Source organism: Pragia fontium DSM 5563 = ATCC 49100 (assembly GCF_900112475.1).
Lineage (GTDB): Bacteria > Pseudomonadota > Gammaproteobacteria > Enterobacterales > Enterobacteriaceae > Pragia > Pragia fontium.
On sequence record NZ_FOLW01000004.1, the window covers coordinates 141936 to 155821 of the forward strand.

10 protein-coding genes are annotated in these 13886 nt (G+C 43.8%); 5 read left to right on the forward strand and 5 right to left on the reverse strand.

All coding sequences use genetic code 11. From position 1 onward, the window contains the following. Positions 1 to 317: 317 nt before the first annotated feature. From BMZ28_RS08205 to rtcA, 3 genes are all read left to right on the forward strand, one after another. On the forward strand, positions 318 to 1901 hold the full coding sequence (locus BMZ28_RS08205) for a vWA domain-containing protein (protein ID WP_074822254.1): 1584 nt from the start codon (positions 318 to 320) through the stop codon (positions 1899 to 1901). 692 nt (positions 1902 to 2593) lie between these two features. Beyond that, the gene (locus tag BMZ28_RS08215; RefSeq protein ID WP_074822256.1) at positions 2594 to 3817 is read left to right on the forward strand and encodes an RtcB family protein; all 1224 of its coding nucleotides are present in this window, start codon (positions 2594 to 2596) and stop codon (positions 3815 to 3817) included. 79 nt (positions 3818 to 3896) lie between these two features. Beyond that, positions 3897 to 4919, forward strand: a complete 1023-nt coding sequence (rtcA, locus tag BMZ28_RS08220; RefSeq protein WP_074822259.1) for an RNA 3'-terminal phosphate cyclase — start codon at positions 3897 to 3899, stop codon at positions 4917 to 4919. A gap of 82 nt (positions 4920 to 5001) precedes the next feature. On the opposite strand, the gene BMZ28_RS08225 is transcribed toward rtcA, so the two are convergent. Then, complete coding sequence (locus BMZ28_RS08225) at positions 5002 to 5808, reverse strand: sulfite exporter TauE/SafE family protein (RefSeq protein ID WP_074822263.1); 807 nt, start codon at positions 5806 to 5808, stop codon at positions 5002 to 5004. Between the two features lie 253 nt (positions 5809 to 6061). Here BMZ28_RS08225 and BMZ28_RS08230 point away from each other — a divergent pair, with 253 nt between their 5' ends. Both BMZ28_RS08230 and BMZ28_RS08235 read left to right on the forward strand, forming a co-directional pair. Next, complete coding sequence (locus tag BMZ28_RS08230) at positions 6062 to 7123, forward strand: 5'-nucleotidase (RefSeq protein WP_074822267.1); 1062 nt, start codon at positions 6062 to 6064, stop codon at positions 7121 to 7123. A 109-nt stretch (positions 7124 to 7232) separates the two neighbouring features. Further along, positions 7233 to 7715 carry a GNAT family N-acetyltransferase gene (locus BMZ28_RS08235; RefSeq protein WP_047781159.1) on the forward strand — a complete coding sequence of 161 codons (483 nt, stop codon included), beginning with the start codon at positions 7233 to 7235 and terminating at the stop codon, positions 7713 to 7715. Between the two features lie 205 nt (positions 7716 to 7920). Here the strand turns inward: BMZ28_RS08235 and BMZ28_RS08240 are convergent, their stop codons facing one another. The 4 genes from BMZ28_RS08240 to agp form a co-directional block, all read right to left on the reverse strand. Further along, positions 7921 to 9573: a putative transporter gene (locus BMZ28_RS08240; RefSeq protein ID WP_047781158.1), complete on the reverse strand. Its 1653-nt coding sequence runs from the start codon at positions 9571 to 9573 to the stop codon at positions 7921 to 7923. A 302-nt stretch (positions 9574 to 9875) separates the two neighbouring features. Beyond that, the gene (locus tag BMZ28_RS08245) at positions 9876 to 10202 is read right to left on the reverse strand and encodes a YggL family protein (protein ID WP_047781157.1); all 327 of its coding nucleotides are present in this window, start codon (positions 10200 to 10202) and stop codon (positions 9876 to 9878) included. Between the two features lie 354 nt (positions 10203 to 10556). Next, complete coding sequence (locus tag BMZ28_RS08250; protein WP_074822271.1) at positions 10557 to 11027, reverse strand: hypothetical protein; 471 nt, start codon at positions 11025 to 11027, stop codon at positions 10557 to 10559. Positions 11028 to 11253: 226 nt separating this feature from the next. After that, entirely contained in the window at positions 11254 to 12519 is a 1266-nt protein-coding gene (agp, locus tag BMZ28_RS08255; RefSeq protein ID WP_074822275.1) for a bifunctional glucose-1-phosphatase/inositol phosphatase, read from the reverse strand. Positions 12520 to 13886: the final 1367 nt, after the last annotated feature.

A 13886-nucleotide genomic window follows, 5' to 3' on the forward strand; every position in this document is an offset into this window, starting at 1 on the left:
CCGGCTAGATAAAAGGATAATTATTTATATAAATTTATAAAATAAATGAGTAATTGATTTTGGTGGTGGCTAAGTTCGCGAGCGTGAATAAATATTTATTCCTTATATATCAATTTGTTAATTTTATTTTTTGTGATTTTTCAAAAGTTGGCACGGTTATCGCTATAAGCATATCCAGAAAGAGAAGATTAAAGGACGCACCGATAACAGAATGCGTCACCACCGAACAAGTTAATGGTTGGTGGAGCCGGATAAATTGCAGGTTGAATAATTCGCAATATCCACCAATTTAAAATTTGTCTCAAAGGAGAATGAGAATGGCCAACAATCAATTATTCAAATCGCTAATGGGTCGTTTATTGCCAAAGGCAGATGCCATTAACGAAGCGGGTGGAACAGCTTATCAGTTTAGTGCAACGCACGCGTTGGCTCAGTATGCCGCAACCGGCTGCCTGAACGGCACCTATTATGCTTCAGCAGAAACTCAGTTAGAGAAAGTTCTGGGATTATGTGCTCAGGTTGAACCGCTGATGCTGGCAAAAATTGCGGTGTATTGCCGTGAATATGGTTATATGAAAGATATGCCCGCTTTATTATTAGCCTCGCTTTCGCTAAACGGAACCGAGTATTTATCCGCGGCATTTCCGCGAGTGGTGGATAACGGCAAAATGCTGCGTAACTTTGTACAAATTTTGCGTAGTGGCGCTGTAGGCCGGAAATCTTTAGGAACACGGCCTAAAAAACTGGTGCAGAACTGGTTGAATACGGCGAGTGAACAGGCTTTGTTATCTGCGGCGGTAGGAAATGCACCATCGTTGGCAGACGTGGTTAAAATGGTTCACCCGAAGCCAGAAGAGAGTTGGAGAGAGGCTTTTTTTGCCTGGTTAATTGGGAAGCCTTATAACGAAGCGCAGTTACCGCCAGCGACGCGAGCATTCGAACAATATAAACGTACAGGTCAAAGTGAAAACGGCGAATTACCGGCGGTACCGTTTCAAATGCTGACCTCACTTGCGCTAACCACTGAAGATTGGGCGCAGATTGCACGACAAGGTAGCTGGCAGATGGTACGGATGAATTTAAATACCTTTGCTCGCCATGGTGTATTTGAGTTGCCGGGCATAGCGAAAGAGATTGCGGCTAAATTACGCGATAGAAACAATATTGCCCGAGCAAAAGTGTTTCCGTATCAGTTAATGACCGCCTATCAAGCGGCAAATCAGAGCATTCCTCTGGTGATCCGCGAAGCTTTACAGGATGCGTTGGAAATTGCGCTGGAAAATGTGCCAGCGATTAACGGAAAAGTGGTGGTATGTCCGGATGTATCTGGCTCTATGCACTCTTCGATAACCGGTTATCGGCAGGGCGCAACCAGCGTGACGCGCTGTGTTGATGTGGCTGGATTGATTGCCGCAACGTATCTGCGCAAGCAGCGCGATACCTTAGTATTGCCGTTTGAGTTCAGCGTGGTTGGTGCTGACAGAGTTGGATTAAATCCACGGGATACCGTATTAACTAATGCTGCGAAGTTGGCAGCGGCCTGCGGTGGTGGAACTGACTGTAGTGCACCGTTGAAGTGGTTAAACGATAAAAATATTCAGGCGGATCTGGTTCTTTTGGTATCAGATAACGAGTCATGGATGAACGTCAATCGTTATGGCGATAAAGCAACGGAAACCATGCGCCAGTGGGAGCGGTTTAAACGGCGTAACCCGCAGGCAAAGCTGGTTTGTTTAGATATGCAGCCTTATGCCACATCTCAGGCACAGGAAAGGGACGATATTCTTAATATCGGCGGTTTCTCTGATGTGGTATTCAAGATGATCACAGCATTTGCCCACGGACAGATGCAAAGTGAGCACTGGATAGGTGAGATAAATAAGGTGACGTTGTCACAATAAGGCGTTAAGTCATGTGGCATAATGAATGATATTAGCAGTACGCGGAATTTATCTTCCCGATCATCATTATGTTATGCCACACCCAGATAAAGGGGGGAATGCCGATGGAACTACATCACTACTAATGAGGAGGTCGCGGGTTCGAGTCCCGCCGGTTCCGCCACCATGGGGCCGTAGCTCAGGGGTAGAGCACCGGATGCTTGCATCCAACTGTTTCATCACTCTTGTCCCCCCGATTTTTGGGATAAGTTAAGTATCAGATACGGCAAACGGGTAACAAATGCCCGTTGGGATTACATGGTTAAGCCGGTTCGAATCCGGACTCCGTCAGGAGACAATCTCGACATGATTTGTTGTTACCGGTTTGCTTTTAAAATTAGCGGTAAATGCAGGCGAAACTACAGTGTTCCCGGTTCGAAGCCGGGTTGTTGAGAAATCAACAATAGCTCAATAGGTAGAGCGAGTGTTTCGTCAACGACTTGTTACCGCAGCAGAAAAAAGGGCGAATGCAGATGGAACTACATCCAACGCAACGGTTGCGGGTTCAACTCCCGCCGGAATCTAACCAGGTTCCGTAGCTCAACTGGATAGAGCATTGTGACTGTTTCATCGCTCACTTGTCGCCCGACCTTAATATATATGGTGGATGGAAAAGCCAGCATAACGAACAAAAGAGATAACAAGGAACAATAATGAAACCTTCAATTCAGGTAATGAACGTAGAACAGGGTCGTCCCGTGAAAATGTGGACTCAAGGTGTACCGGTAGAAGATGAAGCCAAGCGTCAACTAGAAAATACGGCCAAAATGCCGTTTATCTTTAAGCATATTGCGGTGATGCCGGATGTGCATTTAGGGAAAGGATCGACTATCGGTTCAGTCATTCCAACCGTTGGGGCGATTATCCCAGCTGCGGTTGGTGTGGATATTGGTTGTGGAATGATTGCTGCGAAAACGTCGCTACACGCCTGTGATTTACCGGATAGTCTGTCTGCTTTACGTGATGCTATTGAACGCGCCGTCCCTCATGGACGCGTAGTGAATCGGGCTAAGCGTGATAAGGGAGCCTGGGGAGATGTACCCGAAGTGGTGAATCGTGCCTGGCTACAGTTGGATCCAGACTTCAAACAAATTATTGATAAATATCCAAAGCTGAAAAATACCAATAACCGTGTACATCTGGGGACGTTGGGAACCGGTAACCATTTTATCGAGGTTTGTCTGGATGAGAATCAAGCCGTGTGGTTTATGTTGCACTCCGGTTCACGAGGCATTGGAAATGCGATTGGTAACTTGTTTATTGAGTTGGCAAAGAAAGATATGCAGCGTCATTTTATCAATTTGCCCCATCAAGATTTGGCTTATTTGGTGGAAGGTAGTGAACATTATAACGATTATGTATTTGCCGTTGATTGGGCGCAGCGCTATGCCCGTTTAAATCGTGAAACCATGATGAATAATGTGATTGCTGCGGCTCGTAGCGTGATTAGTAAGTCGTTTACCCTAGAGATGGAGGCGGTGAACTGCCACCATAACTATGTGCAGAAAGAACAGCACTTTGGGCAGGAAGTTCTGGTAACCCGTAAAGGGGCGGTGAGCGCTCAAGCCGGTGAACTGGGAATTATTCCCGGCTCTATGGGAGCCAGATCCTTTATTGTTCGTGGTAAAGGTAATCAGGAAGCCTTCTGTTCATGTAGCCACGGAGCTGGGCGTACTATGAGCCGTACCGAAGCCAAACGTCGTTTCTCTATTGAGGATCAAATTAAGGCCACCGAAGGGGTTGAATGTCGTAAAGATAGCGATGTGATTGATGAGATACCGATGGCTTATAAAGATATTGATGCCGTTATGGCTGCCCAATCAGAATTGGTTGAAATCGTACATACCTTAAAACAGGTTGTTTGCGTTAAAGGATAGTGGATGCGCCCGGTGAAGGGCGCATTTTTCATCGCTGGAAATAAAAGAAATATTAAAAGAAATATTAAAAAGGAAAGGGATGATGCAATGGATTGATATAGATGGTTCACAAGGGGAAGGTGGCGGTCAGATTTTGCGTACCTCCCTATCTTTGTCGATGATTACGGGTAAACCCGTACGTTTTAACGCGATACGGGCAGGAAGAGCGAAACCTGGATTGATGCGTCAGCATTTGACCGCTGTGTTGGCCGCTCAGGAAATTTGTAACGCTCAGGTTGTCGGTGCGCAGCTTGGCTCGACTGAATTGAGTTTTATACCGGGAAAAGTCAGACCGGGGGATTATCTATTTGATTTAGGTGGCGCGGGAAGCTGTACCCTAGTATTACAAACATTATTACCGGCGTTATGGCTAGCAGATGGGAAAAGCACTATCAAATTGCGTGGTGGTACCCATAATCCGATGGCACCGTCAGTCACTTTTTTACAGCAGGTTTGGCTACCGCTCATGGCGAAAATGGGTGCCATTGCCACATTACGACTGATTCGTTATGGGTTTTATCCTGCCGGAGGTGGTGAAGTTGAGGTGCAGGTTGAACCAGTGAATCAATGGCAGACATTAAATTTGATGGCTCGTGGGCAGGTGACAGCGATGTCAGCTTACGCGTTAACGGCGAATATCCCTGATGCTGTTGCAGTCAGAGAGCTTAAAGTTGTTAACCAACGGCTCGGTTGGCATGAAAACCTGCTTTATCATCAGGAAGTATCGCCGGTAGCTGGCTCGGGGAATGCCTTATTACTGCAGATGAATTTTGAGCATTTGTCAGAGGTTGTTTGCACGATAGGAACCCGAGGAAAGTCAGCGGAGAAAGTCGCTATTGAAGCCTGTGCTGAAATGCAAGCGTATCTGGATTCAATGGCCGTTGTCGGGGAGCATTTAGCCGATCAACTGTTATTACCGATGGCCTTAGCTGGGGCTGGTCGCTTTAGCACTCACAAAGTGACGGCGCACTTATCTACCAATATGGGTGTCATTGGTCAGTTTGTGAATGTAGCCATGAAGATATGCCCACAAGACTCATTATTTTATATACAGATAGGTTAGCGATATGACTGCCCAACTACTTTCCTCAACGTACAGCCAGTTTGCTGTACGTTTTGTTTTTGGCAGTATCAGCGGCAATTTATCAAACAGGAACAAACAGCCGATATAACATGGTCACTGCGCTACAGAGAATAAATCCTAAGGTAATATATTGGAAAGTGGTATCAGACCACTTATTTAATAGGTACTTGGCCAAGGGAATGCTAAAGATGGAGCCAATACTCAGCACTAAGGCCAGATGCACATCAGTATAACCACTTTGACCATAAGCCAGGGCGGAGGCGCCGGAAAGCAACATAGTGACAAAGACCGATGTTCCTATCGCCTGCTTGATATTCATGCCAGCATACCTAATCAGCAGCGGTAGCATCACTACGCCACCGCCAACACCCGTAGCACCGATGATTATTCCTGCGCAGGTTCCCGGAATAATAAAGCGACTAATGCTGGTTGCTTGCTCCGGTATTGATTGATTAGCCAAGTGTTCTGGCTGATGTAGTCGTTTGTAAAAAATAAACAGCGACATAGCTATTGCCAGCACAATCAGGATATTAATAGCCAATTGTACATAGCTGTGCCAAGCCTCTACTGATGCTAAAAAGGTGATACCGTAGCTGGCAATGAGTGTACTGGGTAGCATCACGGCCAGAATGGCCATTGAGCGCTTAAATGAAATATTTCCCATACGAAAGTGCATTCCGGTTGAGGAAATTTTCATTAGCATGGATAACAAATTGGCGGTCGCAACGGCGGAAAGGGCATCCATACCAAACAGATAGGTTAATACTGGTAGAACTAATACACCACCGCCTACGCCTGTCGTACTGATGATTAATCCGAGTAATGCACCGATGAATAATTTAATCGTAAGTGCCAGTAATACCGACATAATAATCCCTGAATGATATCTATTTGTCTTTTTTCAGTCGCTATTGGGTAACCTTTTATTATTATACGCCGAAACGTGACGATTACCCTTAATTTTATCAAGGTTGCTTATTATTCGTTATTTAGCTTTATGGCTTAAGCTTGAGTTAGCTATAGTGCTAGAAGATAGCGGATGTTAACCATAATCGGGATACAGAAAGGAAAGATCATGAATAGTTTAGCGTGTTCCGCAGTTAACGATAAAGGTACTTTTAATGGCTATTGATTTATCAGAAACCTTGGTTATTGGAATATCTGCAACGGCGTTATTTGACTTGTCCATTGCCGATAACGTATTTAATCAAAAGCGTCAGTTAGATCCTGATTCCGCCATGGAAGAGTACCGGCGTTATATGCTGGAAAACGAAAATGTCCCGCTGGCGGATGGAACGGGTATGCCTTTGGTTAAAGCAATGCTGGCGCTAAATAACAGCCGAAAGCCGGGCGATGATAAACCGCTGGTTGAAGTGGTGGTGGTTTCCCGTAATAGCCCTGAGACCGGTTATCGGGTGTTGAAAGAGATCAGACAGCGTGGACTGAATATTTCACGCTCGGCGTTTACCGCCGGTGAATCGGTCACTCACTATTTAGATGCCTTTTATGTCGATCTATTTTTAACCACCAATGAAGACGATGCTCAACGGGTAATTGATACCAATCAGTGTGCGGCGGCAGTGATGTATCCGCCGCCGAAATCAGTCGAACCCTATACAGATACTCAGGTGCGGTTTGCGTTTGACGGTGACGCGGTGATATTTGATGACGCCAGCGAACTGATTAATCAAACACAGGGGTTACAACAGTTCCATCAATCTGAAAATGCGCAACAGGATGTCCCTCTGAATCCTGGTCCTCACGCTAATTTATTGATCAAGTTATCAAAGATTAAGGAACGCCTGCCGGGACGAATTGAATATTCTCCCATCAGGTTGGCATTGATTACGGCTCGTAATAGTCCAGCGGAAATGAGAGTGATCAATACATTACGCCACTGGGGCGTTTATGTTGATGAAGTGTTTTTTCTGGGCGGATTAGAAAAAGCTCGGTTTTTGAAAGCATTTAATCCCCATATCTTTTTTGACGATCAGGATGCCCATTTGGATCCGGCTGCAACCAGCGTCCCCTCTGCCAGAGTGCTTTATCCTAGCCATTCTGCTTTACGAATGGTAATGCAAATGAAGACATTGACGGCATCTGAAACAACTGTTAAATCTGATGTGGTATCGGCGGCTGAAGAGCCCATCAACAAGTTGAACAATGTCAGTGATAAGAAATAGATAACTCCACATCGCTGAATACGGAATCAGAGATTAGTATGCTCAATAAGTTAAGCGTATAGGCTAATCGATAGAAAATTAACTCACTCATTTTAGGAAGATAAATGATATGAATATCAATATTAGCCTTGTTGATTATACCAATCCACAGCAAGCTCAGGACTTGGCCGAGCTATTGGATAATTATGCCCGGGATCCGATGGGCGGTGGTGAACCGCTGACGCCAGAGGTTAAAGCGAATTTAACCAAAGAACTGGCTAAACTTCCCCATGCTTTTAGCGTAATGGCTTGTGTTGATGGTAAACCTGCTGGACTCATTAACTGCTTTTTAGGTTTTTCAACCTTTGCTGCCAAACCCTTAGTAAATATTCACGATGTGGTGGTGAGTAAGGATTTTCGTGGCTTAGGACTAAGCCAGAAGATGCTGGAGAAGGTGGAGCAGATCGCTCGAGATAGAAACTGCTGTAAAATGACATTGGAAGTGTTGGAAGGCAATAAAGTGGCTCAAGGTAGCTATAACAAGTTTGGTTTTGATGGCTATGAGTTAGACCCAGAGATGGGAAAAGCGGTATTTTGGCAGAAAAAACTTTAGTTGTTCTTCTGGATAGTCATGTCAGTCAGTTACGTTTGTGACCTCCATTGAGATTATCGATAAGTCTACATCTTCCGTCATTCCGGTGAAAACCGGAATCTAGCGTAATAACGACGTATAGCTTAAGAGCGCCATCCCAGTTTTTGCTGGGATGGCGCTCTTATTCAATGACGACAATAGCCGATAACGCTGTGAAGGACAGACGCTAGATCCAAAAAATCAGGGCTAAAATTTGCGGCGACATAATTCTTAAAAACATTGCCAGTGGATAGACTGTGGCATAAGACAGGGCTGCCGCACCGCTGGTTGGATGCATTCCATTGGCGAAGGCCAACGCCGGAGGATCGGTCATTGAACCGGCCAACAAACCGCAGATGATTAAATAGTTCATTTTAGCGACGTAGTAGGCAATCAGACCAACAATCAGCAGTGGAACAATCGTAATAAGCGCACCGTAGCCCATCCAGGCAATACCGTCACCGTTGATCAAGGTATCAACGAAGTTGGCGCCGGATTTAAAACCAACGACTGCTAAAAACAAGACAATCCCCAACTCACGCAACGCCAAGTTGGCACTGGGCGGCATAAACCAATGCATTTTACCTAAGGTACCGATTCGCCCCAGAATTAGAGCGATAACCAGTGGGCCACCGGCCAAACCAAGGCGTAAAGCCGCAGGGAATCCGGGGATAAAGAGTGGAATAGATCCTAATAACACCCCCAGACCGATGCCGATAAATACCGGTAACATTTGTACCTGCTGGAGGCGCTGCTGCGCATTACCTACAATATCTGCAACGGTATCAATGGAGGAGGGTTTCCCCACTAAATTAAGGATGTCACCAAAGTTCAGTGACATACTGCGTCCGGCCACCAGTTCGATACCTGCGCGGTTTAAACGGGTAATCACCACATCATGACGATGCAGATTTAAATCGCCGATCTTTTTACCCATCACCTTTTCACTAGTGACCACCACCCGAGCCATTTTTAAGTCACTGGTGCGAGTTGACAGACTAACGTCCACCTCATTACCAATTAATAGCTTGGCTTTATTCAACAGTTCCTTATCACCGACTAAATGTAGCAAGTCGCCTAATTGAATGGGGGTGGTAGCAGAAGGCACCATTAGGAGATTATCTCGCTTTAGGCGAGAGCAAATAATGTCTTCAGTATTGATGATCGGAATATCCTGTAACTGCATACCGTTAAGGTTGGTATTACATACTTGAATATTCATGGTTTGCAGGTTGTCGGCTGAAGTGCCGGATTGGCGATCAAACTCTTTAGCGGACTGTTCAATGTTGATCTTGAACAGCAAACGTATTATCCACATCACCAGTAAAATGCCACAAATACCGAATGGATAGGCCATTGCGTAAGCCATACCCATTTGATCAATCAACGCACTATCCGCGTGCAGATCGGTTAATACCTGTTGCCCCGCACCAAGAGATGGGGTGTTGGTCACTGCACCGGAGAAAATTCCCAGAATAATGGGCAGGGGAATATTAAACAGCTTATGCAGCCCGGCCGTCACCAGACAACTCAGCAGTACCAGCAAACAGGCAAAGCCGTTCAGCCGCAATCCAGAACGGCGTAAAGAAGAGAAGAAACCTGGCCCTACTTGAATACCAATGGTATAGACAAAAAGTATCAAACCAAATTCTTGCACAAAATGCAGCATGTTACTGTCTAAGGTAATTTGGTAGGCATTAGTAAAGTGGCCAACAATAATGCCGCCAAATAATACACCGCCGATGCCTAGCCCTACGCCACGAATTTTCCAACTGCCTATCCACAAACCAAGTACTGCAACCAGCGCTAATATGCTGACCGTCAGGGCAATATCACTCATCGTTACTATCCTTGCTCAGGTGTCCAGATAACTCAATATTTAACAGTACGGTAAATGACCTATAAAACATCGGCATTCTTAACTCATGATAGAGAAAATAAATATTAAAGTTGTGACTGGCTCGCCGAAACTAAGGAATAAAACTCAATGAAAATTGATATAAATCATAATAATGGCATTTGCATGAAACGATTCAGGTGAGTCGGCGGATTTTTGAAGAGCAGAGGATTGGATAGAAAAACGGCTAAGGATAATACCCGTCGCCGTTGTTATCGATTTATGTCGTAATCATCGACGGAGGATTATTCCCACCAGATATCATAAAGTTCGCTGGTTTCAACGTTTTCCATACCGTTCTGGGTTAACCAGTCTGCAACGATTTTACGATGCTCTTCGGTACAAGAACCGATTTTTTGCAGGCAGACAATGCCTTCCCAGTCGATATAACCGCTGCCACCAAAGCCAAGACCGTTTGGTTCAATCACTTCTTTGATAAAGCGGTTAACGAAAGCATCTATGGTATCGATATCAGTGTCTTGAGTGAAATTCCAGTTAACGGTAAAACCGATTTCCTGAAATTCATCAAGATGCAATTTTTTACGTAAGCGACGACTGCGTGGTTGAGCCATGGGTTCATCCTCTAAATGAAAAGGGGGGATATTACCCGTATGGGAAGGTAGCGTCTATACAGGGACGGTTTTTATGATTTAGTTTAACGTTGTAACGGTGATTTGAGCGGATATAAATAAAGAACCCGAATCGGTCGGGTTCTATCAATTTGGCTGAACCTATTTTTTCTTATCTTCTTCGTGAGGATGTTTTTTATCCCGTTTTTCGCGGCGTTTTTCCTCTGGGGTTTTCAACGGTTTCTTTTTCTCGTCGTGGCTCATAGTGTCCTCCTTTGGAATGATATTACTAGTTAAGACCTGCTTAAGCTGCAATGCAAGGAGAATGAACTATTTTGTTGTAACAATATTATCAGGCTATGAGTAGAAGGCGATGCGTACCAGTTTGTACACATTGTCGACTTTTTCAATCACCAGATTATAGCCATTATCACTATTTTCATGCTCGATAACATAGCCATCAGGATCGACGGTATCTTCGACCTGACTTTGATCGGCTTCACCTTGTCGATATTGGTTATTTTCAATCAGCTTAACCATTTCAGGATCAAATAACTCATCGTACTGCGCCAGAAACTCAGCTTCATTCTGGAAAATCATTGGCGAGTGATCATAGTCGCTGAAGGGAAAATTCATCATTTTTACCACAGCCGCTTTATCTTTTCGGCTAACCGCCAGCTGTAAATCATGCCAGAACACGGTGAAGTCAGAATGTTTGTCAAATTGGTAAAGCTCTTCCGTTGGCGAGGCAGTTTCCTGCGCATGCGTTAAAGATACCGTGGATAAACTCAATACGATGGTTAAGGCTGCAATCATGTTCTTCAGCATAGCTTTTTAGTCATTATGAGATGTTGTAGGTGTAAGTATAAATGAGGAGAAGACTTATTTGATAATGAATAAATCATTTGTTGTCATAAATCCAGAGGTAAGTGGTGATGAGATGATTTTGTGATGAAATGGCGAACAGTGTTGAAGGTGAAAAGTTACTGTAGTGATTGGAACGCCACTCCGAAGAAGTACGGAGTGGCGAGGTATATAACTATCAATAATGAGGTTAGATAGCTGATTTCAGTATTTTGGTGAAATCATCAAAAGAGCAAAAACCATTGGCGTCAATGGGGCAATTTTCCATTTCAAGCACGACGCGCTGAGGGGGATGTTCAAGACTTAAGGGTTCAGCGTGACGGATTTGTTCTTTGGTTTGATAGAGATACTCAATTTTTATCAGATCCTTATTGTTGGACTTATCTTTCCAACGCTCAAAAACAATCTTGCCGCCAATGGGGGTTTTTTCAAATTGACCGGGCAGTTGATAGTCTTTGATTTTTAGTACTGAAAGTAGGGAAACAACGTTTGAATCATGGCCGACCATCATATTAAATTTAACGGGTTTGGTTACCTCATTATCGTTAAAGATAACATTCATATATTTTATCAGCGGAGCTGCTACATTCTTGGCGACTATTGGTGAACCAAACAGAACTTCACCATAGCGATCTTTAATTTCAGCCAACTTGTTCCATTCAGCATCGGATTTAATACCGCCCCAGGCAACGTCTTGCAGTGGAAAACCTTGGTAATATTGTAAGATAAACGCATCAGAGATTGAGGTGCCAATACGTAATGGGCCGGTAACACCCGGTTCTTTATTTTTTACCAGCGTAAATTCCGCGGGCTCGCTATTGAGGTCGCAGCGCTTATCGTTTTGACAAACGCTGGAGTTTTTATAATCAGTCAGTTTATCTAACAAATCATAAGCTGGCTTTAGCTGCTTATTTAATCCATCTAAACCTTTTGGTCCGGCTTCGTTATTCATTGCTTTCAGTGCCGATTGCTTAAACTGTTCGGAACCGTCACGAATAATCGGATTAAAGGTTGAATCCATGATACCGATTTCAGCTTGATGAAGAATCTTCACGTCGCAACCGGGGAAAGCACCCAAAGTAAAATACTGGGCTGTGGCAACGGTTCTTTGTAAGCTATTGGCATAAATGAACGTCTCGCCTTGTACCGGGCAGGTATCTTTACTGAACAGGTTTTCTTTAACCATCCATGCATTAACGTAGTGACCAAAGTAATTTTCTAATACCCCACCTTTTGGGGTGAGATAACCGCCTTTAGTTTCCCATTTTGGCCAGGTTTTTGGCGTTGAGGTTGCCAGGACGCTGCCTGAGTTTGCTAGTGGTGCCCTGAGTCCATGTCGGCTGAACATGAATACTTGTTTCAGCTCATAGCCGCTATCGGCAGCAGAAGCCGTAGGCGCAAAGGGGATGACCATTGGAAGGCAACATAGCAGTGCTCGGGAGGTAAACTTTTTCATTGTCGTAGCATCCTTATTACTGGAGTGAAGAGTTACAGCTTAATGATAAACATGGCTCAAGGCGTTCTTTATCGTTCAGTTGTAGCAGGCATTATAATGAAGAACTAAGGGAAATCTTAAATGAAACTGCTTTATGTGACGAGTTGTAAAGTTCTTGTCGTTGTAAGGTGAATTCCCAAGGATACCCCTGATTTTTGTTGGCAAATGTTAGATAACCGCAGTATGACTGGGCTAATCGTCATTTTTTCATAAGCGGCAGACGATAGTTTGAAAAAAAGATATGGTTTTTAGATCTCGATAGTGAATCGAGCCATGTGCCTAATGCTTGTCAGTTAAGCTTAATGACAGTGAAAGTTTCGCCCACTATCAGTGCAGAGCATCAATTAACGTTGGTGCATGTGGCCGAGCAGAGGGCGTTAGGCGAACGCCCTCTGCACTCCCACGCCTTCGCCCCCGAATCCAGACCGCCTACGGCGGCTACCCTCCGCCTTCGCTCGGGTTAACGCACCGGCGCTGATTCTGTTATTCGCCTTATTGCATAAGTCTCACCCTAACGGGCCAGCACAAGTGCTGTTCAAAATGGCTAACGCCATTTAGTCCGGAGAAGCAGCGCTTCGCCCATCATCCCTGATGCGCGTGCTCCCTCTCTCAGTTGTCGGCTGAATTCCAGCGCTCAATATAAAGGTCAAAAGAAAGGTCAAAAAATAAAACTTACCGATCGCATTTTCTTAACTGACAAGCATTAAGCCATGTGCCAGCATTCTGACAACACCGTGGAAAAAGGTTTTTTCTGGTGAGTTATCACATTGAGACACAATGATGTTACCTCTTTTAATTCCCCTCAATATTTTCAACCTAATTTTTGTTTTTTTCATGGAAAGATCTTGGCTCATTAGGGTAATCGATCGCAAATGTTCTTAGTTTGGGTTTATTATGTATGTTAATTGATTTTTTATTGGATTTTAATTCCATTAAAATGGTGTTTTTCAATTAATTGTCAAAATGGTTTTTTTATTTTTATTTTTATATTTATTTTTTATGTGTATTTTTTATTTATTTTTAAATGCAAAGGTGTTTTTTTTGTGATTTAAAAAGTTAATGTCTACTCTTTATGAAAGAATGGATGAGGTTTTTTTTACTCAGAATTTACCTGGAGAGAATAAAAATATATCTATAATAAGCAATGGTTTAAATTGAATTTATTGGATTTTTTTATACATTAAATCATTTCATTAACAGTATTTATAATGATTATCCCGATCGTTCAAATGCGTTTGATAGTTTTCATCTATTGTTTTTGATGAAAGATTTGATAATAACGATTTGTTGTTTTTATCAATTAAGACTACCGTCTGTTTATGATTTTT

Coding starts and splice junctions, on each gene's coding strand:
- BMZ28_RS08205 (WP_074822254.1), top strand. CDS start 318: ATGGCCAACAATCAATTATTCAAATCGCTAATGGGTCGTTTATTGCCA.
- BMZ28_RS08215 (WP_074822256.1), top strand. CDS start 2,594: ATGAAACCTTCAATTCAGGTAATGAACGTAGAACAGGGTCGTCCCGTG.
- rtcA (WP_074822259.1), top strand. CDS start 3,897: ATGATGCAATGGATTGATATAGATGGTTCACAAGGGGAAGGTGGCGGT.
- BMZ28_RS08225 (WP_074822263.1), bottom strand. CDS start 5,808: ATGTCGGTATTACTGGCACTTACGATTAAATTATTCATCGGTGCATTA.
- BMZ28_RS08230 (WP_074822267.1), top strand. CDS start 6,062: ATGGCTATTGATTTATCAGAAACCTTGGTTATTGGAATATCTGCAACG.
- BMZ28_RS08235 (WP_047781159.1), top strand. CDS start 7,233: ATGAATATCAATATTAGCCTTGTTGATTATACCAATCCACAGCAAGCT.
- BMZ28_RS08240 (WP_047781158.1), bottom strand. CDS start 9,573: ATGAGTGATATTGCCCTGACGGTCAGCATATTAGCGCTGGTTGCAGTA.
- BMZ28_RS08245 (WP_047781157.1), bottom strand. CDS start 10,202: ATGGCTCAACCACGCAGTCGTCGCTTACGTAAAAAATTGCATCTTGAT.
- BMZ28_RS08250 (WP_074822271.1), bottom strand. CDS start 11,027: ATGCTGAAGAACATGATTGCAGCCTTAACCATCGTATTGAGTTTATCC.
- agp (WP_074822275.1), bottom strand. CDS start 12,519: ATGAAAAAGTTTACCTCCCGAGCACTGCTATGTTGCCTTCCAATGGTC.